Origin of the sequence: Aeromonas sp. FDAARGOS 1409 (assembly GCF_019048705.1) — a bacterium.
Lineage (GTDB): Bacteria > Pseudomonadota > Gammaproteobacteria > Enterobacterales > Aeromonadaceae > Aeromonas > Aeromonas sanarellii.
On the sequence record NZ_CP077395.1, the window covers coordinates 1,498,585 to 1,520,400 of the forward strand.

The window sequence follows — 21,816 nt, forward strand, 5'->3', positions numbered from 1 at the left end:
CTCGCAGGCGGGAGCGAACAGTGTCGTTCCCCTGCTGCATGGGTAAGGTGCGGGCGTCGGTATCGAGCAGGCTGTAGAGGATGGGGGGCATATCAGGCGTCCAGCAGGCGTTGTACATCGGCCAGGGTCTGGGCCAGCTCGGCACCGGCCTCGATCATCTGGGTGCGGGCCTGGGCCACCGTCCCGGGGGCAATGCCGCGGCAGGCATCGAGATGGACGATCACCCTAAAACCGGCGCGGCGCAGCTGCAGCACGCTGGTCTTGACGCAGTAGTCGGTGGCGAGGCCGCCCACCAGCACAGTCGCGACATTGCGGGCCTGCAGGAACTCGATGAGCCCGGTGCTGCGCCGCTCTGCCAGATCGTGGTAGCAGGCGCCATAGGGATGCAGATCAGGCTCGACCCCCTTCCAGACGAAGAAGTCGTAATCGATGGGGGCGGGCAGGCCGTCCAGCAGCTCGAACCCCGGGGTGCCCGGCACGCAATGGGCCGGCCAGGTGAGATCGGCATTCGCCAGCGCAAGGGGTTGCAGCATGGCGGCCGGCTCGCTCACCACCCAGGCGGCGTTCACGGGGTGGGCATCCTTGCTGCCGATCCGCAGGCTGGCGAGGGTAGCCTGAGCGTTGAGGGCGGCCACTATCTCGTCCCCGCCCGCGACGGGCAGTTCATTCGGGCAGAGGGGGCTGAACCCCTTCTGCGCATCAATATCCAGGCTGGCGACGATTCCCATGGACGGCTCCTTCACATAGTATTCTTGTGATATTATCTACCAAACATTATTAGAAGGCGAGCAGGTCGACCAGGATGCCGAGAATGAGTCTGGATATGGTGGTGCTGCGGTTGCGCGAGGAGCGGCTCGAACTGCTCCTCGAGACCCGGGATCGCCCCCCCTTTGCCCACTGCTGGCAACTGCCGGCCCTGCGCATCGACGAGACCCGGGACCGGGATCTGGATGCCGCCCGCCACCGATTGCTGGCGCAGTGGGGACTGGAGCAGTGCTACAGCGAGCAGGTCTGTACCCTGGGCAACCTGGAGCGGGATCCCCGGGGATGGTCGACCACGCTCGTTTATCTGTGCCTGGCGGAGCCAGAGGCAGGGGCCGTGCGCGGCTGCTGGCACCCGCTTGCCGACCTGCCCGGCCTGGATCTCGCCTTCGATCACGGCCAGCTGGTCGCCATGGGGCTGGAGCGGCTGCGGATCAAGAGCCGCTACAGCACCTTGCCGTTGCACCTGCTGGGGGCCGAGTTCACCCTCTCGGAGGTGCAGCGGGCGTTCGAGATCGTCCTGCAGACCCCCATGAACACGGCCGCCTTTCGCAAGCGGATCCACCGTGCCGAGATCCTGGTGGACACCGGTCGCAAGCGCACCGGCAAGCAGCGCCCCGCCATCCTCTACCGGCTGGAGAGCCCCTGCTGCGTGATGTTCGACCAGGTGATGAACGGAGCGGAAGCATGAAGGATGTCTGCTTGCACAAGGTGCTGGTGAGCGCGTGTTTGCTGGGTCAGCCGGTGCGCTACGACGGTCGGAGCAAGGGGATTGTCAGCGACTGGCTGAAGGCCCTCGGTGCCGAGGGGCGGGTGCTGGCCTTCTGCCCCGAGGTGGCGGGCGGTCTGCCGACCCCGCGTCCACCCGCCGAGCGGCAGGGGGAGAGGGTCGTGACCGAGGGTGGGCTGGATGTGACGGCGGAGTTCGATCGGGGTGCCCTGCTGGCGCTCGAGCTCTGCCAGGCCCAGGGCATCCGCTTCGCCCTGCTGAAAGAAGGGAGCCCCTCCTGTGGCAGCGGCCGCATCTACAACGGCCGCTTCGAGGGGCAATCCGTGGTGGGCGAGGGCAAGACCACGGCCCTGCTGCGCCGCCACGGCATCGCCGTGTTCAGCGAGGATCAGCTGCCCGAGCTGGCGTCGGCGCTCTCCTTGGCGGTCAACGCCGCGGGCGCCTGAGCCTGCTGCCAGCCTTCCAGCACCTCGTCCTTCTCCTGCCAGCGCCGGTTCAGCCACTCCTGGAAGCCGCGCTTGAACTGCTTGTCGTTGAAGTAATCCCCCACCAGCTGCTCGTCCACCGGCAGCTCCTCGATCCGCACCCGAATGCGCTTCATCCGCCCCATCAGGAAGTCCTTGAAGGGGGTCTCGGGGTTGTCCGGGTAGCTGATGGTGACGTTGATCAGGCTGTCGAACTGATCGCCCATGGCCGCCAGGGTGAAGGCGAGCCCCGCTGCCTTGGGGGGCATCAGGTGGCGAAAGCGGGATCGGGAGGCGTCGCGCTTCGCCTCGGTGAAGCGGGTGCCCTCCACGAAGTTGATGACGGTGGTGGGGATATGGCGAAACTTCTCGCAGGCGTTGCGGGTGGTCTCGATGTCCTTGCCCCGCAGGTGCGGGTTGCGCAGCAGAAACTCTCTCGAATAGCGGCGCATAAAGGGCATGTCCAGCCCCCAGCAGGCGAGCCCCAGCAGCGGGATGTAGATGAGCTCGTGCTTCATGAAGAACTTGGGCACCGGCAGCCGGTCGCGGAACAGGTGACCGAGCACGACAATGTCGGTCCAGCTCAGGTGGTTGCTGATGATGAGATACCAGCCATCCTTGCGCAGCCGGGTGTCGTCCTCCACCTGCCAGTCGATGCGGGTGGTGAGGCGGATCACCAGGGCGTTGCAGGCCAGCCACAACCGCATGAAGCGGTTGTTGAGCCGGCTGCAGGCACGGCCGAAGGCCGGCACGGGGAGCAGCAGCTTGGCCAGGGACACCAGCAGGATCAGGCTGGCGCACAGGGCGGTAAACAATATGGTCAGGCCGGCGCTGATGAGCAGCACCAGGGGGCCGGGGAGCAGGTTTGGCATGGATGTCTTACTGCGTCTTGTCCGCCAGCAGTTGGCCCAGGGTCTGATCTTTCTCGTGCCAGATCCCGTTCAACCACTGTTGAAACTCTTGTTGGAACTCGGGGTCATTGAAGTAATCCCCCACCAGATTGCGTTCGATCGGCAGAAAGCGGACCCGAACCTTGATCTCCCTGACTCGACCGCACATGAAGTCCCAGTAACTGGGGATGCCACCCGGATAGGCGATGGTCACATCCACCAGCTTGTGCAGTTGATCACCCATGGCCGCCAGGGTAAAGGCGATGCCACCCGCCCGGGGGGCAAGCAGATGACGATAGGGTGCCCCCTGTTTGTCGTGCTTGCCGGTGGTGAAGCGGGTGCCCTCCACGAAGTTCATCACGCTCACCGGAATGTGGCAGAATTTGGCACAGGCCTTTCGCGTGGTTTCTATGTCTTTTCCTTTCAGATGCGGGTGTTTTTCCAGAAATTTTCGGGAATAACGTCGCATAAAGGGGAAGTCGAGGGCCCACCAGGACAGACCGAGAAAAGGTACCCAAATCAGTTCTTTCTTGAGGAAAAACTTCAGGAAGGGGATTTTCTGATTAAAAATCCGCTGCAATACCAGTATGTCGACCCAGGATTGATGGTTGGCAATCACCATATACCACTCATTCCGGCGCCCTTTGTCCACTCCGACCACCTCGAAAGGGGTCCTGATGATGGTTTTCTGGATCAGGTTGTTGAAACCTATCCAGCAGCCGGCGCAGCCATCCAGCAGCGCGTTGCACAGGGTGCGCCACCCCTTGATGGGCAGCAGCAGCTTGATGAGGCCAAGCAGCAGGACGGGGGCAAACCAGAACAGGGTGTTGATGAAATAGAGCAGGGTCGAGAGGCTGCCGCGCAGTCGCTCTATCAGCTTGTTGGGCATGGTGGAATCCGTTTTCGTGTCGGTGGATGGCAACCAAGTGGTCAGATCTGTGGTCATGATATCAGCCGATCCGCGGCTAGACCATGGAGACGCCCTCCCCGGACGGGGATCCCCGTGTCGCTTGCTCCGCCTTCACTGGCCGCCGCGCAGGCGCGTCAGCAGCCGGTCCATGGCCCGGTAACCGAGCGCCTCGATGAGATGCTCCCTCTCGATGGCGGGCCGCCCTGCGAGATCGGCGATGGTGCGCGACACCCGCAGGATCCGGTGCCAGGCCCGGATGCTGAGCCCCAGCTTCTGGATGGCGTTCTCCAGAAATTCGGCATCCTGCGGTGATAAACGGCAAATTTCTTCGATTTCACGGCTGTCCAGCAGGTTGTTGAGCTTGCCGTTGCGGGCCAGCATCCGCTCGCGCGCCCTCAGCACCCGTTCGCGGATCTGACCGCTCGATTCCCCCCGCTGTGCCTTGCCGGTCAGGCTCCCCTTGGGCAGCAGCGGCACCTCCACCGTCAGGTCGAACCGGTCGAGGAAGGGGCCTGAGAGCTTGCCGAGGTAGCGCAGGATCTGGTCCGGACTGGAGCGGGTCTGGCCGTCGCCATAGTGGCCGCAGGGGCTGGGGTTCATGGCCCCCACCAGCTGGAAGCGGGCGGGAAAGTCCACCTGGCGGGCGGCGCGGCTGATGGTGATGTGGCCCGTCTCCAGCGGTTCGCGCAGGGAGTCGAGCACCTTGCGCTCGAACTCGGGCAGTTCGTCCAGAAACAGCACGCCGTTGTGGGCCAGGGATATTTCGCCAGGACGAGGGTGACTGCCACCGCCCACCAGGGCTACCGCCGAGGCGCTGTGGTGCGGCGTACGATAGGGTCTGTGGTGCCAGTGACCGGCCCGCGGGGTGAGGCCGCCGATGGAGTGGATGGCGGCGGTCTGCTGCGCCTCCTGTTCGCTCAGCGGCGGCAGAATGCCGGGCAGCCGGCTCGCCAGCATGCTCTTGCCGGTACCGGGCGGGCCGATGAACAGCAGGTTGTGGCTGCCGGCGGCGGCGATCTCCAGTGCCCGCTTGGCCTGGGACTGGCCGATCACGTCCTGCAGATCCGGCACATCGGGCGGCGTCTCCGTGCTCTGGGGCTCCGGCAACGGGAGCTCGTACTGGCCTGCCAGCCAGGCGGTGACCGCCAGCAGCTGGTGGGCGGTGCGCACCTCGGCATCCTGAATAAGCGAAGCCTCGGGGCCGTTCTCCCGCGGCACCAGCAGGGTGCGGCCCGCGTCGCGGCAGGCGAGCACCGAGGGAAGCACCCCGAGTACGGGGCGGATCTCGCCGGTCAGGGCCAGCTCCCCCAAAAATTCGTGATCAAGCAGGTATTTTGCCGGTATCTGCTTGGAAGCAGCGAGAATGCCGATGGCGATGGCCAGATCGAAACGGCCCCCCTCCTTGGGCAGGTCGGCGGGGGCCAGGTTGACCGTGATGTGCTTGGCCGGGAACTCGAAGTTGCCGTTGAGCAGGGCGCTGCGTACCCGATCCCGCGACTCTTTCACCGAGGTTTCCGGCAGCCCCACCATGTTGAAGGCGGGCAGACCGTTGGAGAGGTGCACCTCCACCGTGACTTGCGGCGCCGTGATCCCCAGGCTGGCACGGCTATAAACCACAGCTAATGACATAAATCCCGTCCTTGGTTTGATGTATGTGCTGGTTAACCGTTTTTTATTAGTTTTTTGTTCCAACTGGCGCGTTCTGACTCAGTCAAATTCAGAGTCTTGTCAGGCAAAAATCGCTTGCCCAATAAAAATCACCGTGCTAGTTCTAATAGCCATTCGCGGCAAGCTCCGCCCCTATTTCACAGGATTTCCGGTTGTAACTATGAACATGGCCTCCCGTTTCGTCAGCATTATCGTGGTCCTAGTGGTGATTATTATCTCACCGCTCGGGGCTCGTTTGGCTGCACGGAACAAGGGATAGACCCACCACCGGACAGAACGAAACAAGCGACCCCCGAGCCTTAAGGCCCGGGGGTTTTTTTTCGACCAAAGGACAGGATTTTCCACATGAACGGCGCGCAGTTTTTGGTACAGGCTCTCAAGAAACAGGGTGTGACCCAGGTGTTTGGTTACCCGGGCGGGGCCATCATGCCGGTCTACGATGCCCTGTATGACGGCGGTCTGGCCCATCAGCTCTGCCGCCATGAGCAGGGGGCCGCCATGGCGGCTGTAGGTTATGCCCGCGCCTCCGGTCAGGTGGGGGTCTGCATCGCCACCTCCGGCCCCGGTGCCACCAACCTGGTGACCGGTCTCGCGGAGGCGCTGCTGGATTCCGTGCCCCTGGTGGCCATCAGCGGCCAGGTGCCCTGCGCCGCCGTCGGGACAGATGCGTTTCAGGAGGTCGACGTGCTCGGCATGTCCCTCTCCTGCACCAAGCACTCCTTCATGGTGACGGACGTGGCGGATCTGCCTCAGGTGATTGCCGAGGCCTTCGCCATCGCCAGCGAGGGGCGCCCTGGCCCGGTGCTGATCGACCTGCCCAAGGATGTGCAACTGGCCGCCGTTCCCTCCCAGAGCCCGCTGTTTGCGGTGGCGGAGCCCGAACATCTCAATCCGGCCGACCTGAAGGCCGCCCGCATCCTGCTGGCCGCTGCCGAGCGTCCCGTGCTCTACGTCGGTGGCGGTGTGGGGATGGCCAATGCCGAGCAGCAGCTGCGCGAATTTGCCGCCGCGACCGGCATGCCGGCGGTCACCACCCTCAAGGGGATAGGGGCGCTCGATCCCGACAGTCCCGTCTATCTCGGCATGCTCGGCATGCACGGCACCAAGGCCGCCAACCTCGCGGTGCAGCAGTGCGACCTGCTGCTGGTGGTGGGCGCCCGTTTCGATGACAGGGTGACCGGCAAGCTGGAGGAGTTCGCCCCGGAGGCCAAGGTGATCCACCTGGACGTGGATGCCGCCGAGTTCGGCAAGCGCCGCGCCGCCGAGGTGGGTATCACCCAGGATCTGAAACAGGTGCTGCCACGCCTCGCCATGACTCTCGACATCGACCGCTGGCGTGAGCACTGCGCCGCCATGGCCCGGGAATATGCGTTTCGCTACGACCACCCTGGCCAGGCCATCTACGCCCCGGCCCTGCTCAAGGCGCTCTCCGCCCGGCTGGCGGAGAGCAGCGTGGTGGCCTGCGACGTGGGTCAGCACCAGATGTGGGTGGCCCAGCACATGCGCTTCACCAGCCCGCGCAACCACCTCTCCAGCGCCGGTCTCGGCACCATGGGTTTCGGCCTGCCCGCCGCCATCGGCGCCAAGATGTCGCGCCCGGAGGATGAAGTGGTGCTGGTAAGTGGTGACGGCTCCTTCATGATGAACGTGCAGGAGCTCGGCACCATCCGCCGTGCCCAGCTCAAGGTGAAGATGGTGCTGCTGGACAACCAGCGCCTCGGCATGGTGCGTCAGTGGCAGGAGCTGTTCTTCGACGGTCGCTACAGCGAGACCAATTTGTCCGACAACCCCGACTTCATCGCCCTGGCCGCCGCCTTCGGCATCCCCGGCGAGACCATCACATGCAAGGAGGAGATAGCCCCGGCGCTCGATCGCCTGCTGGCGAGCGAGACCGCCTATCTGCTGCATGTGGCCATTTCAGAGGAAGAAAACGTCTGGCCCCTGGTTCCGCCAGGAGTCGCCAACCACAAGATGATGGAGCAACGCCCATGAGTCAGCACAGTCAGCACCAGCACACCTTGCATATCCATGCCCAGCCCAGACCCGAAGTGATGGAGCGAGTGCTGCGGGTGGTCCGCCACCGCGGCTTCGCCCTCAATGCCCTGCACATGGAGCAGGATTGCCAACAGCTGCGGATCACGGTTACTGTCGAGTCGGTGCGTCCCATCCAGCAGTTGTGGAGCCAGCTGAACAAGCTGGTGGACGTCTCCCGGGTCGATGCACTGGAACAGCCATCCCGGATCAGCGCTTAAGGAGCCAAGCCAATGTCACAGCCTTCCCACCCTCAATACATCTGGTTCAACGGCAAGCTGGTGCCCTGGCAAGATGCCCAGGTGCACGTCATGAGCCACGCCCTGCACTACGGCTCCTCCGTGTTCGAGGGGGTGCGCGCCTATGACACCCCCAGGGGCACCTGCATCTTCCGCCTGCAGGAGCACACCCACCGCCTGTTCGACTCCGCCAAGATCTACTGGATGGATGTCCCCTACAGCGAGGCCGAAGTGAATGAAGCCTGCCGCACCGTGGTGCGCGAGAACGGCCTGAAAAGCGGCTACCTGCGTCCGCTGGCCTTTGTCGGCAACGTGGGGCTGGGGCTGCATCCGCCGCTGGATGCCAAGGCAGACCTCATGGTCGCGGCCCTGCCCTGGGGCGCCTATCTCGGTGAAGAGGGGCTGAAAAACGGGGTGGATGTCTGCGTCACCTCCTGGAACCGGCTCGCCCCCAACACCATCCCCACCGGCGCCAAGGCGGGCGGCAACTACCTCTCTTCCCAGCTCATCAGCCGCGAGGCCAAGCGCAACGGCTTCGCCGAGGGGCTGGCGCTGGACGTGAACGGCTACCTGAGCGAAGGGGCGGGGGAGAACCTGTTTCTGGTGAAGAACGGCGTGCTGTTCACCCCGCCTGCCACCGCCGCCATCCTGCCCGGCATCACCCGTGACACCATCATGACGCTTGCGCGTGACTTGGGTTATGAGGTGCGGGAGCAGGCGCTGCCCCGCGAGGCGCTCTACGTCGCGGACGAGATCTTCATGACGGGCACGGCCGCCGAGGTGACCCCGGTGCGCTCGGTGGATCGGATGAAGGTGGGCGCCGGTTGCCGTGGCCCGGTGACCGAACAGCTGCAGAACGCCTTCTTCGGCCTGTTCAACGGCCAGACCGAAGACAAGTGGGGCTGGCTGACCCCCGTCAACGACTGATGAGAGCGGGGAGGCGTCACGCCTCCCCGAGTCGCTTCCGGTGAAGGCTCCCCGAGGTGCCTTCACCAGGATCGATTCCCGATCCGCGAATCACACATTCATGTTGAAAGACAATGCGCCCCAGGGGCATTCAGGGAGTAGAGACAATGCCGAAGTTGAGATCCGCCACCACCACCCACGGACGTAACATGGCCGGGGCCCGCGCCCTCTGGCGTGCCACCGGCATGACCGATCAGGATTTCGGCAAGCCCATCATCGCCGTGGTCAACTCCTTCACCCAGTTCGTGCCCGGTCACGTGCATCTCAAGGATCTCGGCCAGCTGGTGGCCCGGGAGATCGAGGCGGCCGGCGGGGTCGCCAAGGAGTTCAACACCATCGCCGTGGATGACGGCATCGCCATGGGCCACGGTGGCATGCTCTATTCCCTGCCGTCCCGCGAACTCATCGCCGACTCGGTGGAGTACATGGTCAACGCCCACTGCGCCGACGCCATGGTCTGCATCTCCAACTGCGACAAGATCACCCCGGGGATGCTGATGGCGGCCCTGCGCATCAACATCCCGGTGATTTTCGTCTCCGGCGGCCCCATGGAAGCGGGCAAGACCAAGCTCTCCGACCAGATCATCAAGCTGGATCTGGTGGACGCCATGATCCAGGGGGCAGACCCCAAGGTCTCCGATGCCCAGAGCGATCAGATCGAGCGCAGCGCCTGCCCCACTTGCGGCTCCTGCTCCGGCATGTTCACCGCCAACTCCATGAACTGCCTGACCGAGGCACTCGGTCTCTCCCAGCCGGGCAACGGCTCCCTGCTGGCGACCCACGCGGATCGCGAGCAGCTGTTCAAGCTGGCGGGCCAGCGCATCGTCACCCTGGCCAAGCGCTGGTATGAGCAGGACGATGCCTCGGCGTTGCCGCGCAACATCGCCACCAAGGCGGCGTTCGAGAACGCCATGGCGCTGGATATCGCCATGGGGGGTTCCACCAACACCGTGCTGCACCTGCTGGCGGCGGCCCAGGAGGCGGGTGTCGACTTCACCATGGCCGACATCGACCGCATGTCCCGCAAGGTGCCCCAGCTGTGCAAGGTGGCGCCCTCCACCCAGAAATACCACATGGAGGACGTGCACCGCGCCGGCGGCGTGGTCGCCATCCTTGGCCAGCTGGAGAAGGCGGGCCTGGTGCACGGGGATGCCCGCAATGTGCTCGGCACCTCGCTCAGCGAGCTGCTTGAGGCGTACGACGTGAGCCGCTGCGATGACAAGGCGGTGCACGACTTCTACCGCGCCGGCCCGGCCGGGATCCGCACCACCAAGGCGTTCAGCCAGGATTGCCGCTGGCCCGAGCTGGATCTGGACAGAGCGGAAGGCTGCATCCGCTCCTTCGACAACGCCTACAGCCAGGAGGGCGGCCTCGCCGTGCTCGCCGGCAACCTGGCGCTGAACGGCGCCATCGTCAAGACCGCCGGGGTGGATGAGGAGAACCTCCGCTTCCGTGGCCCGGCCCGGGTGTTCGAGAGCCAGGAGAGCGCGGTGAGCGGCATCCTGGACGGCACGGTGAAAGCCGGTGAGGTGGTGGTGATCCGCTACGAAGGGCCGAAAGGGGGCCCTGGCATGCAGGAGATGCTCTACCCCACCACCTATCTCAAGTCGATGGGATTGGGCAAGGCGTGCGCCCTGATCACCGATGGCCGCTTCTCCGGCGGTACCTCGGGTCTCTCCATCGGCCACGTCTCGCCGGAGGCGGCCTCCGGCGGCACTATCGGTCTGGTGGAGGATGGCGACATCATCAACATCGACATCCCGGCCCGCAGCATGGTGCTGGAGGTGGCCGACAGCGTGCTGGCCGCCCGTCGCGTGGCCGTCGAAGCCCGTGGCTGGAAGCCGCTGGATCGCCAGCGTCAGGTCTCATTCGCCCTGCGTGCCTACGCCATGTTCGCCACCAGCGCCGATAAAGGCGCGGTGCGCGATCGCTCGATGCTGGGGGAATAAGCCATGGTCTCTGCGGCGGATTATCTGCGCAAGGTGCTGCTCTCCCCCGTCTACGAGGCGGCGCGGGTCACCCCCCTGCAAACCCTGAAGAAGCTCTCCGAGCGGCTCGGCAATCACGTCAGCCTGAAGCGGGAGGACCTGCAACCGGTCCACTCCTTCAAGCTGCGCGGCGCCTACCACAAGATCGCCACCCTGACCCAGGAGCAGAAGGCGCGCGGCGTAGTGGCGGCCTCGGCGGGCAACCACGCCCAGGGGGTCGCCCTGTCGGCTGCCAAGCTCGGTATCAAGGCGATCATAGTGATGCCCAAGACCACGCCAGACATCAAGATCGACGCGGTGCGCCGTCAGGGCGGCAACGTGCTGCTGTTTGGCAACAGCTTCGACGAGGCCTATGGCGAGAGCCGCCGCCTCGCCGAGAGCGAGGGCTATACCCTGATCCCGCCCTTTGACGACGTCGAGGTGATCGCGGGTCAGGGCACCATCGGCAAGGAGCTGCTGGAGCAGGATACCCACCTCACCCACGTCTTCGTGCCGGTGGGGGGCGGCGGCCTGGCCGCCGGGGTGGCGGTCTACATCAAGCAGCTGCTGCCGGACGTCAAGGTGATCGGGGTGGAGGCGGAGGGCTCCGCCTGCCTCAAGGCCGCGCTGGCGGCCGGCGAGCCGGTCAACCTGGAGCGGGTCTCCCTGTTTGCGGACGGGGTGGCGGTCAAGCGCATCGGCGAGGAGACCTTCCGCCTGTGCAACCAGTATCTGGACGAGGTGGTGACCGTCTCCAACGACCAGATCTGCGCCGCGCTGAAAGACATCTTCGACGACTGCCGCGCCATCGCCGAGCCGTCGGGGGCCCTGTCCCTGGCCGGCCTCAAGGCCTATAGCGAGCGGGAGCAGGTGAAGGGCGGGCGGATGGCGGCCATTCTGTCGGGCGCCAACGTCAACTTCCACAGCCTGCGCTACGTGTCGGAGCGCTGCGAGATAGGCGAGAAGCGCGAGGGCATGCTGGCGGTGACCATCCCCGAGCGCAAGGGGGCCTTCCTCGACTTCTGCCGTCAGCTCGGGCCCCGCATGGTGACCGAGTTCAACTACCGCTACGCCGATGCCGAGCAGGCGTCGCTGTTCGTCTCGGTGCGCCTCACCGGCGGTGACGAGGAGCTCGGCCAGATCATCGATCAGCTCGGCGGTAACGGCTATCCGGTGGTCAACATGACCGAGAGCGAGCTGGCCAAGAACCACGTGCGATACATGATTGGTGGCCGGCCTGCCCGGCCGCTCGGTGAGCGGCTCTACAGCTTCAAGTTCCCGGAGCAGCCGGGGGCCCTGATGCGCTTCCTCGAGACCCTGGGCTGCCGCTGGAACATCAGCCTGTTCCACTACCGCAACCACGGTGCCGACTATGGCCGGGTGCTCTGTGCCTTCGAGCTGCCGGACGAGGACGTGGCCGCCTTCCACGACTACCTGCACGAGATTGGCTACGGCTGGAAGGAGGTGAGCGACGATCCCGCCTACCGGTTGTTCCTGGCGAGCCAGGGCAGTCAGTGACGGCGGCTTGACGATCCGCGCTACGAGATGAGAAACGAAGAGCCCGGCTCTTCGTTTTTTTATGGGCGACGTTCCAACCCCCCATGATTGGGGGCACGGTGGTCGATAATGTCGCCAATATCACACTCCTGAGGCCCTGGTCGTTTGAGGCTGGTTGCAGATGGGATAATCTGAAGACGGGGCTTGGATTCGGGGCCCCGTCAGGGAAGAGAGGCGCAGTCGCGTCATAACAATTCATTGCAGGGGCTCATCCATGAACAGATCTATGCTCGCCGTCCTGATCGGCGCTCTGATGGCAACGGGGACGGTGCAGGCTGCCGCCCAGGACAACACCTGGTACGCCGGTGGCAAGGCCGGCTGGTCCAGTTTTTACGGGGTGGATTACGACGATCAGGTCAAGGATCTGCTCGATACCTATGATCCGGACAAGGATCACAGCGACCTGGGCCTGGGGCTCTTCGCCGGTTATCAGGTCAACCGGAACGTGGCGATCGAGCTGGGTTACGACTGGCTCGGCAAGTACCAGGTGGATCAGCGCTTCTCGGGCAACGGTGTCGATGCGGGTCTGAATGGGGAAGCCAAGGCCCAGATGATCCAGGCCACCATGAAGATCGGCTTCCCGGCGACCACGGCGCTGGACATCTATGGTCGGCTGGGGGGCGCCTACGCCTGGACGGAGAGCACCATAGATGCCTGGGCCAACGACGGCACCACCAATCTCACCGAGTCGGGTGGGGGCAAGTACCACGGTGCCGCCTTCGTGGGGGCCTTGGGGGTGGAATACGCCATCGACAAGGACTGGGCCGCCCGCCTCGAATACCAGTACACCACGCCGCTCGGCAAGACCTCGCTGGATGAGTCCGGCATAGAGATGGACAACGGCCTGCTGTCGGTCGGCATGCTCTATCGTTTCGGCCAGATAGGCGACGAGCCGGTGGCGCCGACCCCCGCGCCCGAGCCTGCGCCCGCCCCGGCTCCCGTGCTGGTGGAGAAGCAGTTCAACCTGGATTCCGACGTGCTGTTCGAGTTCAACAAGGCGACCCTGAAGCCCGAAGCCAGCCAGGCCCTGGACAACCTGTTTGCCCAGATCCTGGCCGCCAATCCCAAGGACGGGGTGGCGACCGTGATCGGCCACACCGATCGCATCGGCTCGGAGGCCTACAACCAGTCCCTCTCCGAGCAGCGGGCCCGTACCGTGGCGGATTATCTCATCGCCAAGGGGCTGTTTGCCGACAAGGTACGCGCCGAGGGGCGGGGCGAGTCTTCCCCGGTGACGGGGGGCAGTTGCCCGGATGGCGCCAAGGCGCAGATGATCGCCTGCCTGGCCCCGGATCGCCGGGTCGAGGTGCGGCTGACCGGGGTGTCCCAGGTCGCCGAATAGGCCGGTGCCGTCATGGGGTAAAAATAACGAGGGGGCCAAGGCCCCCTCGTTGCGTTCTGGCTCCCCCCTCATCCCCAACCCTTCTCCCGCGAGGGGAGAAGGGAGCAGGGACGTAGGTTCGATTAGCGAAGCGTAATCGGATCAGCGCAGCGACCCTCAATTCAACTCCGTGGGGTCTATATCCAGGCTCCAGCGCACCTTCTTGGTCTCGGGCCAGGCCTCCAGCTCCTTCACCGCCCAGTCCAGCAGCTGGGCCAGCGGTGCACGGCTCGGTCCCTGCACCAGCAACTGCATGCGAAACTTCCCCGCCTTGCGCTCCATGAAGCCGCTGATGGGCCCCAGCACCTGCACCTGGGGATAGCGGGCGCTGCGCAGGGTATCGGCGAGGCGAGCGAGGAACAGCTGCACCTCGTCCCGGCCATTGGCCTCGGCCCGAAACAGTCCCTGATGGCTGAACGGCGGCAGCCCCAGCAGGCGGCGCTCTTGCAGCGCCGTGTCGGCGAAATGGCCATAGCCGTTCTGGGTCAGATCCTGCAGCAGGGCATGCTCCGGGTGGTGGCTCTGCAGCACCACCAGCCCGGGTTTGCTGGCCCGGCCTGCCCGGCCCGCCACCTGGGTGTAGAGCTGGGCCAGCTTCTCGGCTGCCCGAAAATCGGCGCTGAACAGGGCGCCATCCACATCCAGCAGACCCACCAGGGTCACATCCGGGAAGTGGTGGCCCTTGGCCAGCATCTGGGTGCCGATCAGGATCTTGTACTTGCCCGCCTTGATGTCGCCGAGATGGACTTCCAGCTCCCCCTTGCGGCGAGTGTTGTCCCGATCGATGCGCACCACGGGGTATTGCGGGAAGATAGTGGTGAGCAGCTGCTCCAGCTGCTCTGTGCCCACCCCGGAGCCGATGAGTTCGCTGCTGCCGCATTCGGGGCAGTGGTGGGGCAGGGGGCGCACGCTGTCGCAGTGATGGCAGTGCAGCCGCCGCCCGGCCTGGTGCCAGGTGTACCAGGCGTCGCAGCGTTCGCAGGCGGCGCTCCAGCCGCACTGATGGCAGATGAGGGCCGGCGCATAACCACGGCGGTTGAGAAACAGCATCACCTGGTTGCCGGCCGCCAGGTGTTCCGCCATCAGCTGCTCCAACTGGGGGGAAAGCCCGGCCTGCAGCCGCACGTTCTTGATGTCGAGGATCACCTGGCGGGCGGTCTGGGCGTTGCCGGCACGCCGGGTCAGGCTGAGGTGGTGATACTTGCCGGTGCGGGCGTTGTGCAGCGTCTCCAGCGACGGGGTGGCCGAGCCGAGCAGGATAGGGATGCCGGCGCGATGGGCCCGCATCACGGCGAGATCCCGCGCGTGGTAGCGAAAACCGTCCTGCTGCTTGAAGGAGCCGTCGTGCTCCTCGTCGATGATGATGATGCCGAGATCCTTGAACGGCGTGAACACCGCGGAGCGGGTGCCGATCAGGATGGCGGCGCCACCGTCGCGACAGGCCAGCCAGGCGTCGAGCCGCTCCCTGTCGTTCATGGCGGAGTTCATGGCCACCACGGGCACCTTGAAGCGGCGCCGGAAGCGGTTGATGGTCTGCGGAGTGAGGCCTATCTCGGGCACCATCACCAGGGCCTGCTTGCCCGCCTTGAGCAGGGGCTCGAGGATGCTCAGGTAAACCTCGGTCTTGCCGGAGCCTGTGATGCCGTCCAGCAGGAAGGCGCCGAACCTGTCGCTCTGGCTGGTGACGGCGGCCACCGCCAGCGCCTGCTCGCCGTTGAGGCGCAGACCCTCCCCCGGCTCGAAACGGGCGGCCCAGTCGCCGTCATGGCTCGGCTCCAGCGAACGCTTCTCCAGCAAGCCTTTCTTCTCCAGCGCGGTGAGGGCGGCGCCCTGGATCTCCTCCTGCTTGAGGGCGGATGGCGTCTGCGGTCCCTTGCGCAGCAGGGCGAGGGCCTGCTGCTGCTTGGCGGCCCGCTTGAGCTCGTTGAGGTCGATGGCCATGCCGGCCTCGGTGGCGAACCAGAACTCCAGCTCCCGATAGGCGGCGGGCTCCCCCTTGCGCACCAGCACCGGCAGGGCGTGGGGCAGCACCTCCCCCAGGGGGTGCTGGTAGTAGCAGGCGCTCCAGGCCATCAGCGCCAGGATGTCGGGCCCCAGCGCGGGGGCGCTGTCGAGTACGCGCTTGATGGGCTTGAGCTTGTTGCGCGGCACCTGACTCTCGGCCGGATGATCGACCACCAGGCCGACCAGGGTCTGGGGGCCGAACGGGATCTCGACCCGGCAGCCGGGGGCAGGCAAGGGCAGGGGGGAGAGATAGTCGAAATGACGGCGCAAGGGCACCGGCACTGCCACACGAACCAGATCAAGGGTTTGGGAAGAATTCACCAGGGATTGCCTATTTTTTCTGCGAAGCCACTTGCCTGATCTCAGGCGTTTCCTATATTATTCGCAGCCTTTGAAACTGTGTTCAACAATCGTGTGGTGTCCGACAAGAGATCGGATGGCGACACGGCCTGATAATTGAGGTTGTCCATGAAAGCTGGTATCCATCCTGACTACGTAGCCATCACCTGCAAGTGCTCTTGCGGTAACGTCATCAACACTTTCTCTACCATCGGTAAAGATCTGAACCTGGACGTGTGTTCCGAGTGCCACCCCTTCTACACCGGCAAGCAGAAAGAAGTTTCTAGCGGCGGCCGCGTAGACAAGTTCAACAAGCGTTTCGGTGGCTTGACCTCCAAGAAGTAATCTTGCTTCTGAAGAATTCTGAAAAAGGCGCCCATCGGGTGCCTTTTTTATTGCGCGGCATTCTGTAATTCCCCGCTTTGCCCTATGGTGTTGGCTCAACCAAGGGAGAAGAGCCGATGCGCACATGTCTGGTGATGGGGGCGGCCGGGTACATAGGATCCTACCTGGTGCCCCATCTGCAGGGTCTGGGGTACAGGGTCATCGCCGGGGCTCGCCACCCTTGCCGCCTGCCGGAGGGGGTGGCGTTTCGCCTCGCCGACAGCCTCAAGCCCATCACCCTGTTGCCCGCGCTGGCGGGGGTCGACACCGTCTTCTATCTGGTGCACGCCATGGGGGCGGGAGCCGGTTTTCACCGGCTGGAGCAGCAGGGGGTGAAGAACTTCGCCGCCGCCGCCCGCGCGGCCGGGGTGCGGCGCATCGTCTATCTCGGTGCCATCCAGCCCGACCCCTGCAACAGCCGCCACCTCAACTCCCGCCGTTACTGCGGCGAGCTGTTTCGGGAGGCCGGCGTGCCCACGGTGGAGCTGCGGGCCGGCATCATCATAGGTCCCGGATCGGCGGCGTTCGAGGTGATGCGGGATCTGGTGTTCAACCTGCCCATGATGGTGACGCCCAAATGGGTGCGATCCCGCACGCCCCCCATCGCCCTCTCCAACCTGCTGCACTATCTGGTCGGGCTGGTGGAAGCGGAAGGGGTGGATGGCCAGATCTTCAACGCCGCCGGCCCCGAGCTGCTCAGCTACCAGCAGCAGCTCCAGAAGTTCGCCGCCCATATCGGCAAGCGTTGCCCCATCATCCCGCTCCCCTTCCTGAGCCCGCGGCTCTCCGCCTGGTGGCTGCAGTTCGCCACCTCGGTGCCCCAGCCGGTGGCCAAGGCGCTGGTGGGCGGCCTCAAGCACGACATCCCGGCGGACGACGGCCCGCTGCGCGCCCTGCTGCCGCAAACCCTGCTCAGCTTCGACGAGGCGCTGACCGAGAGCCTGGCCCTGGAGCAGAGGCTCGGCGCTGAGCAGCAGGGAGAGGAGACGCCGCTCGGCCTGCGCTGGCGCCACCCCGAATATGGTTTCTACGATCGCACCGCCAGCGGCGAGGCAGACAGCCTCGCCTCCCCCGAGGTGGTGTGGCAGGTGCTGCAGCAGCTGGGGGGCGAGCAGCGCTACTTCTACATGAACGAGCTGTGGGTGGTACGGGAGTGGATGGATCACCTGATCGGCGGCCCGGCCCTGACCCGGGGGCGCACCAACCCGGATCGCTTCGTGAAGGGGGACATGCTGGACTCCTGGCAGATCCTCGGGGTGGACGAGGGGCGCAGGCTGGATCTGCTGTTCAACATGAAGGCCCCCGGCGTCGGGCGGCTGGAGTTCAACATCCAGCCGCTGGAGTCCGGCCTGACCCGGCTCAGGGTGACGGCCCACTGGCACCCGCAGGGGGCCTGGGGACTGGCCTACTGGCTCGCCATGCTGCCCTTCCACCTCTTCATCTTCCAGGGGATGACGGAGGCCATCGCCCGCCAGGCGGAGCAGAGGGCCGGCATACCCGTGATGGATTGAAACCATATCTATAACTAAATGGGTATTAATATTTGGTGTTACCTGCTGACAAACGCCTCATCAGTAGATCTGGACAATACTTTCTGCTGTGAAAGGGAGCGGGTTTTCTTTATGATCCCCAGCCCTCGCCCATCGGCGAGCCAATGCACCACTCATTCACTTCCGTATCGGGGTCCCCCATGTCCGATCAGCAGCACGATCTCCGCCAACAGGCACTCGACTACCATGCCCAGCCCGTGCCGGGCAAAATCGCCATCGCCCTCACCAAGCCCGCCGAGACCGCGCGGGATCTGGCGCTGGCCTACAGCCCGGGTGTCGCCGAGCCGGTGCGCGAGATCGCCGCCAACCCGGCCGATGCCTACCGTTACACCGGCAAGGGCAACCTGGTGGCCGTCATCTCCAACGGCACCGCCATCCTGGGGCTGGGCAACCTGGGGCCGCTGGCCTCCAAGCCGGTGATGGAGGGCAAGGCCCTGCTGTTCAAGCGCTTTGCCGGCATCGACGCCATCGACATCGAGGTGAAGCACGAGACCAGCGCCCAGTTCATCGACACTGTGGCCGCCATCGCCGACACCTTCGGCGGCATCAACCTGGAAGACATCAAGGCCCCCGAGTGCTTCGAGATTGAAGAGGCGCTGATCGCCCGCTGCGACATCCCGGTGTTCCATGATGACCAGCACGGTACCGCCATCGTCACCGCCGCCGGCCTGCTCAACGCCCTGGAAGTGCAGGGCAAGGTGATCGGCAGCAGCCGCATCGTCTGCATGGGCGCCGGCGCCGCCGCCACCGCCTGCATGGACCTGCTGATCAAGTGCGGGGCTGCGCCCGAGAATATCTTCATGCTGGACCGCCAGGGGGTGATCCACAGCGACCGCACCGATCTCAACCAGTACAAGCAGCGTTTCGCCAACGACACGCCCCTGCGTACCCTGATGGATGTCATCGACGGGGCTGACGTGTTCGTCGGCGTCTCCGGCCCGGACGTACTGCCCGCCGAGGCGGTGGCCCTGATGGCCCCCAACCCGGTGATCTTCGCCTGCTCCAACCCGGACCCCGAGATCAAGCCTGCCCTGGCTCACGCAGTGCGCGGGGATCTCATCATGGGGACGGGCCGTTCCGACTACCCGAACCAGATCAACAACGTGCTCTGCTTCCCCTTCATCTTCCGCGGTGCCCTCGACGCCCGTGCCAGCCGCATCAACGATGCCATGAAGATTGCGGCAGTGGAGGCGATCCGCGCCCTGGCCAGGGAGCCGGTGCCCGCCGAGGTGCTGACCGCCGCTGGCGTGAGTGAACTCGCCTTCGGCAAGGAGTACGTCATTCCCAAGCCCATGGACGCCCGCCTGCTGCCGCGGGTCGCCCGTGCCGTGGCACTGGCGGCGGTTGCCTCCGGGGTGGCCCGCATCGAACTGCCGGCGGACTATATGCTGGAGTGAACCTGAGCCGATGAGGGCAGGACAAGCGACAAGAGGGGCCCCGTGATGGGGCCCCTCTTCATTGCGGGAAGCTTGTGGTTGGATTACTTGGTCTTGGGAGCCACCTGGGCGGTCGGCGCCTTGGCGGCCTTGTGGTGCTTCTTCACGACCTTGGTCTGGGTCGCCTGGGGGGCGGCGGCCTTGGTCGGGGTGGCCGCCATGGTGAAGCCGGAGGTCAGGGCGAAGACGGCGGCCAGGCTCAGGGGGATCAGCTTGTTCATATTCCAGTTCCTCGTTCGGGTTGATGGCATGGAGCGTTTCTCCATGAGTTCATCCTAAGTCTGCCCCCGGTTTGCTTCAGTGAGGGAGTGGTGACGGTGTGTATCCAAATGTACGGGCAGGGTCAGGCAGAAACGGGCGCCGCTGGGGCTGGGCAGCAGCTGCACCTCGCCGCCGTGGTGGCGGGCAATGCTGCGCACTATGGCCAGCCCCAGGCCGGCGCCGCCGGTGCGCCTGTCCCGGCTCTGATCCAGCCGCACGAAGGGCTCGAAGATCTGGCCCGCCAGTGCGGGAGCTATGCCGGGCCCGTCGTCGGCCACCTCCAGCAGATAGTCGCCCCCCTGCCGCGCCATGCGCAGGGTCACCTGGCGGGTGGCGTGACGCAGGGCGTTGCCGATGAGGTTCTCCAGCGCCCGATCCAGCAAGCGGGTGTCGCCGCGCCAGGGCAGGGGAGCGGCGGGGGACTCGAGTTCGAGCCGGATCTCGGGGCGCAGCGCCTGCCAGTCGGCGAGGCGGCTGCCGGCCCAGTGGCCCAGCTCCAGTTCGCTGTACTGGAGCGGCAGCTCGGGGCGATCGAGCCTGGCGTAGGTGAGCATCTCCTCGATCAGGGCGTCCAGCGCGCCGAGGTCCCGCTCCAGCCCCTGCTGCTCCTCTGCCGAGGGGGCCCGCTCCAGCATGGCGAGCCGGTATCTCAGCCGTACCAGGGGAGTGCGCAGCTCGTGGGCGATGGCGTCGGTCAGCTGCTTGCGGCTGGCCAGCATGGCCTGCAACTGCTCGGCCATCTGATCGAAGGTGCGACCGACCCGGCCCAGGCTGCTGCCCGCAGGCAGGTCGGTGCGGCAGGAGAGATCCCCGTCGCCGACCCGGCGGGCGGTCTGCTCCAGCCGCTGCAGGCCGCGCCAGTGGGGGCGCAGCCAGAGCAGGATGGGCAGGCCCAGCGAGAGACCGATGAGCAGCAGCAGCCCCACGTCCACCCAGCGCAGCTCGTGCAGGTAGGAGAGGTAGGGGACGGGGCCGACGATCAGCACCCGGTCCGTGCCCGGGATGCGCTGCAGGAAGGTGTCGTCCTCCTCGACGATGACGATGTTGCCCGCCGCGAGGAAGGCCCGATCCTCGCGGGCGAGGGGCTGGCTGGCGAGGGGACCAACCTGCAGCGGCAGGTTGAGCTGGCGGCTCTGCTCCGCCGTGCGGGCGGGCCAGCGCGCCGGTGGCAGCCGGGCCAGCTCGCCGGTGAGCAGGCCGAGTGAGCCTTGCATCATCCGCTCCAGGTAGCGATCCCCCGCCCGCTCGGCGCTGACCTGATAGACCAGGCCGATGAGCAGGATGGCCAGGGCGAAGCAGCCCATCAGCAGCAGGTAGAACTGGATAAACAGGCGTCGCATCGGGGGCTCTCCTCTTGCCTGGATTGCGTCGGGCATTGCCTTGTTGCCCCTCATCCCCAACCCTTCTCCCGCAAGGGGAGAAGGGAGCAGAGAACATCAAGGTCATTCGGCGGGCTTATTCCCAGGCCTGGGGCACCAGCAGATAGCCCTTCTGGCGTACTGTTTTGATCCGGGTCGGGTTGTTGCTGTCGTCCCCCAGCCGGCGGCGCAGGCGGGAGATGGCCACGTCCATGCTGCGATCCTGGCCGTCGTAGTCGCGCCCCCGCAGGCTGCGAAACAGCGCCTCCCGCCCCAGGATCTGGCCGGCGTGGCAGGCCAGCTCCCACAAGAGGTCAAAATCGGCGGTGGAGAGGGGAATGCTCTCCCCATCGAGGCGCACGTCCCGGCCCGGGCCGTCGATCCGCAGGCGGCCGAACTGCAGGCGCTGGGGAGGGGGACTTGGGGCCACGGGGTGGGGAGCCTGTCCCTGCTGGCGGAACTGGACCCGCAACCGGGCCAGCAGCACGGGGGGCGGCGTGGTCTTGAGGATGTAGTCGTTGGCGCCCAGCTCCAGGCTGAGGATCTGGTTCATGTCGCTGTCCAGCGAGGTGAGCATGACGATGGGACCCTTGAAGCGCGGGCGCAGATCCCGGCACAGGGAGAGGCCGTCCTGCCCCGGCAGCATGATGTCGAGCAGCACCAGGTCCGGCTGCTCGGCCTCCACCCTGGCGAGTGCCCGATCGCCCCGGGTCTCCAGCAGCACCTCGATGTCGTGGCGACCGAGCCAGCTGCTGATGAGCTGGCCTATCTCGGGATCGTCTTCAACAAACAGAACGCGTGGCATGGTGGCGTGGCCCCCCGATCATGGCGCGAATGCGCGTGTCGCCAGCATAACGGCTGCGCCCGCGCCCTGCACCGGGATAACTAATCAAACAGGGCCCGCGGGCCCTGTCTTGTC

The 21,816-nt window shown here is 65.5% G+C and carries 19 protein-coding genes; 11 read left to right on the forward strand and 8 right to left on the reverse strand.

Translation table 11 applies throughout. The features are described 5' to 3' along the window. Window positions 1-92: 92 nt before the first annotated feature. Window positions 93-728 (reverse strand): nicotinamidase, encoded by a 636-nt coding sequence (locus tag I6L39_RS07180; RefSeq protein WP_216991422.1) that lies wholly within the window; start codon window positions 726-728, stop codon window positions 93-95. A gap of 74 nt (window positions 729-802) precedes the next feature. Between I6L39_RS07180 and I6L39_RS07185 the strand changes: the two genes are divergently transcribed. Then, complete coding sequence (locus I6L39_RS07185) at window positions 803-1,453, forward strand: DNA mismatch repair protein MutT (RefSeq protein ID WP_042078198.1); 651 nt, start codon at window positions 803-805, stop codon at window positions 1,451-1,453. Then, window positions 1,450-1,938, forward strand: coding sequence for a DUF523 domain-containing protein (locus I6L39_RS07190; RefSeq protein WP_216991423.1), 489 nt, complete (start codon window positions 1,450-1,452; stop codon window positions 1,936-1,938). The genes I6L39_RS07185 and I6L39_RS07190 overlap by 4 nt, the downstream gene beginning before the upstream one ends. Here the strand turns inward: I6L39_RS07190 and I6L39_RS07195 are convergent. The 3 genes from I6L39_RS07195 to I6L39_RS07205 form a co-directional block, all read right to left on the reverse strand. Next, window positions 1,881-2,828, reverse strand: coding sequence for an acyltransferase (locus tag I6L39_RS07195; protein WP_216991424.1), 948 nt, complete (start codon window positions 2,826-2,828; stop codon window positions 1,881-1,883). The genes I6L39_RS07190 and I6L39_RS07195 overlap by 58 nt on opposite strands. A gap of 7 nt (window positions 2,829-2,835) precedes the next feature. Then, window positions 2,836-3,735, reverse strand: coding sequence for an acyltransferase (locus I6L39_RS07200; RefSeq protein ID WP_216991425.1), 900 nt, complete (start codon window positions 3,733-3,735; stop codon window positions 2,836-2,838). Window positions 3,736-3,867: 132 nt separating this feature from the next. Further along, a complete protein-coding gene (locus I6L39_RS07205) occupies window positions 3,868-5,385 on the reverse strand; it encodes a YifB family Mg chelatase-like AAA ATPase (RefSeq protein ID WP_216991426.1) in 1,518 nt (505 codons plus the stop codon). A 384-nt stretch (window positions 5,386-5,769) separates the two neighbouring features. Here I6L39_RS07205 and ilvG point away from each other — a divergent pair, with 384 nt between their 5' ends. The 6 genes from ilvG (at window position 5,770) to ompA (ending at window position 13,526) form a co-directional block, all read left to right on the forward strand. Next, window positions 5,770-7,416: an acetolactate synthase 2 catalytic subunit gene (gene ilvG / locus I6L39_RS07210; RefSeq protein ID WP_216991427.1), complete on the forward strand. Its 1,647-nt coding sequence runs from the start codon at window positions 5,770-5,772 to the stop codon at window positions 7,414-7,416. Then, the gene (ilvM, locus tag I6L39_RS07215) at window positions 7,413-7,676 is read left to right on the forward strand and encodes an acetolactate synthase 2 small subunit (RefSeq protein ID WP_042078191.1); all 264 of its coding nucleotides are present in this window, start codon (window positions 7,413-7,415) and stop codon (window positions 7,674-7,676) included. The genes ilvG and ilvM overlap by 4 nt, the downstream gene beginning before the upstream one ends. 12 nt (window positions 7,677-7,688) lie before the next feature. Then, a complete protein-coding gene (locus I6L39_RS07220; RefSeq protein WP_216991428.1) occupies window positions 7,689-8,621 on the forward strand; it encodes a branched-chain amino acid transaminase in 933 nt (310 codons plus the stop codon). 146 nt (window positions 8,622-8,767) lie between these two features. Beyond that, window positions 8,768-10,609, forward strand: a complete 1,842-nt coding sequence (ilvD, locus tag I6L39_RS07225; RefSeq protein WP_216991429.1) for a dihydroxy-acid dehydratase — start codon at window positions 8,768-8,770, stop codon at window positions 10,607-10,609. Between the two features lie 3 nt (window positions 10,610-10,612). Then, complete coding sequence (gene ilvA / locus I6L39_RS07230) at window positions 10,613-12,145, forward strand: threonine ammonia-lyase, biosynthetic (protein ID WP_042078187.1); 1,533 nt, start codon at window positions 10,613-10,615, stop codon at window positions 12,143-12,145. A gap of 253 nt (window positions 12,146-12,398) precedes the next feature. Then, complete coding sequence (ompA, locus tag I6L39_RS07235; protein WP_042078186.1) at window positions 12,399-13,526, forward strand: porin OmpA; 1,128 nt, start codon at window positions 12,399-12,401, stop codon at window positions 13,524-13,526. A 156-nt stretch (window positions 13,527-13,682) separates the two neighbouring features. On the opposite strand, the gene priA is transcribed toward ompA, so the two are convergent. Beyond that, complete coding sequence (gene priA, locus I6L39_RS07240; protein ID WP_042078185.1) at window positions 13,683-15,890, reverse strand: primosomal protein N'; 2,208 nt, start codon at window positions 15,888-15,890, stop codon at window positions 13,683-13,685. Window positions 15,891-16,037: 147 nt separating this feature from the next. Here priA and rpmE point away from each other — a divergent pair, with 147 nt between their 5' ends. From rpmE to I6L39_RS07255, 3 genes are all read left to right on the forward strand, one after another. Beyond that, window positions 16,038-16,253: a 50S ribosomal protein L31 gene (gene rpmE, locus I6L39_RS07245; protein WP_042078184.1), complete on the forward strand. Its 216-nt coding sequence runs from the start codon at window positions 16,038-16,040 to the stop codon at window positions 16,251-16,253. A gap of 116 nt (window positions 16,254-16,369) precedes the next feature. Further along, entirely contained in the window at window positions 16,370-17,803 is a 1,434-nt protein-coding gene (locus tag I6L39_RS07250; protein ID WP_042078183.1) for a DUF2867 domain-containing protein, read from the forward strand. A gap of 179 nt (window positions 17,804-17,982) precedes the next feature. After that, the gene (locus I6L39_RS07255) at window positions 17,983-19,239 is read left to right on the forward strand and encodes a malic enzyme-like NAD(P)-binding protein (RefSeq protein ID WP_042078182.1); all 1,257 of its coding nucleotides are present in this window, start codon (window positions 17,983-17,985) and stop codon (window positions 19,237-19,239) included. A gap of 83 nt (window positions 19,240-19,322) precedes the next feature. Here I6L39_RS07255 and I6L39_RS07260 read toward each other — a convergent pair whose 3' ends face one another. The 3 genes from I6L39_RS07260 to rstA all read right to left on the reverse strand — a co-directional run bounded on the left by I6L39_RS07260 (window position 19,323) and on the right by rstA (window position 21,702). Then, window positions 19,323-19,499, reverse strand: coding sequence for a hypothetical protein (locus tag I6L39_RS07260; RefSeq protein WP_167335715.1), 177 nt, complete (start codon window positions 19,497-19,499; stop codon window positions 19,323-19,325). A 54-nt stretch (window positions 19,500-19,553) separates the two neighbouring features. Continuing rightward, the gene (rstB, locus tag I6L39_RS07265) at window positions 19,554-20,879 is read right to left on the reverse strand and encodes a two-component system sensor histidine kinase RstB (RefSeq protein WP_042078181.1); all 1,326 of its coding nucleotides are present in this window, start codon (window positions 20,877-20,879) and stop codon (window positions 19,554-19,556) included. A 115-nt stretch (window positions 20,880-20,994) separates the two neighbouring features. Continuing rightward, window positions 20,995-21,702 (reverse strand): two-component system response regulator RstA, encoded by a 708-nt coding sequence (rstA, locus tag I6L39_RS07270; RefSeq protein WP_216991430.1) that lies wholly within the window; start codon window positions 21,700-21,702, stop codon window positions 20,995-20,997. Window positions 21,703-21,816 lie beyond the last annotated feature (114 nt).

Coding starts and splice junctions, on each gene's coding strand:
- I6L39_RS07180 (WP_216991422.1), bottom strand. CDS start 728: ATGGGAATCGTCGCCAGCCTGGATATTGATGCGCAGAAGGGGTTCAGC.
- I6L39_RS07185 (WP_042078198.1), top strand. CDS start 803: ATGCCGAGAATGAGTCTGGATATGGTGGTGCTGCGGTTGCGCGAGGAG.
- I6L39_RS07190 (WP_216991423.1), top strand. CDS start 1,450: ATGAAGGATGTCTGCTTGCACAAGGTGCTGGTGAGCGCGTGTTTGCTG.
- I6L39_RS07195 (WP_216991424.1), bottom strand. CDS start 2,828: ATGCCAAACCTGCTCCCCGGCCCCCTGGTGCTGCTCATCAGCGCCGGC.
- I6L39_RS07200 (WP_216991425.1), bottom strand. CDS start 3,735: ATGCCCAACAAGCTGATAGAGCGACTGCGCGGCAGCCTCTCGACCCTG.
- I6L39_RS07205 (WP_216991426.1), bottom strand. CDS start 5,385: ATGTCATTAGCTGTGGTTTATAGCCGTGCCAGCCTGGGGATCACGGCG.
- ilvG (WP_216991427.1), top strand. CDS start 5,770: ATGAACGGCGCGCAGTTTTTGGTACAGGCTCTCAAGAAACAGGGTGTG.
- ilvM (WP_042078191.1), top strand. CDS start 7,413: ATGAGTCAGCACAGTCAGCACCAGCACACCTTGCATATCCATGCCCAG.
- I6L39_RS07220 (WP_216991428.1), top strand. CDS start 7,689: ATGTCACAGCCTTCCCACCCTCAATACATCTGGTTCAACGGCAAGCTG.
- ilvD (WP_216991429.1), top strand. CDS start 8,768: ATGCCGAAGTTGAGATCCGCCACCACCACCCACGGACGTAACATGGCC.
- ilvA (WP_042078187.1), top strand. CDS start 10,613: ATGGTCTCTGCGGCGGATTATCTGCGCAAGGTGCTGCTCTCCCCCGTC.
- ompA (WP_042078186.1), top strand. CDS start 12,399: ATGAACAGATCTATGCTCGCCGTCCTGATCGGCGCTCTGATGGCAACG.
- rpmE (WP_042078184.1), top strand. CDS start 16,038: ATGAAAGCTGGTATCCATCCTGACTACGTAGCCATCACCTGCAAGTGC.
- I6L39_RS07250 (WP_042078183.1), top strand. CDS start 16,370: ATGCGCACATGTCTGGTGATGGGGGCGGCCGGGTACATAGGATCCTAC.
- I6L39_RS07255 (WP_042078182.1), top strand. CDS start 17,983: ATGTCCGATCAGCAGCACGATCTCCGCCAACAGGCACTCGACTACCAT.
- I6L39_RS07260 (WP_167335715.1), bottom strand. CDS start 19,499: ATGAACAAGCTGATCCCCCTGAGCCTGGCCGCCGTCTTCGCCCTGACC.
- rstB (WP_042078181.1), bottom strand. CDS start 20,879: ATGCGACGCCTGTTTATCCAGTTCTACCTGCTGCTGATGGGCTGCTTC.
- rstA (WP_216991430.1), bottom strand. CDS start 21,702: ATGCCACGCGTTCTGTTTGTTGAAGACGATCCCGAGATAGGCCAGCTC.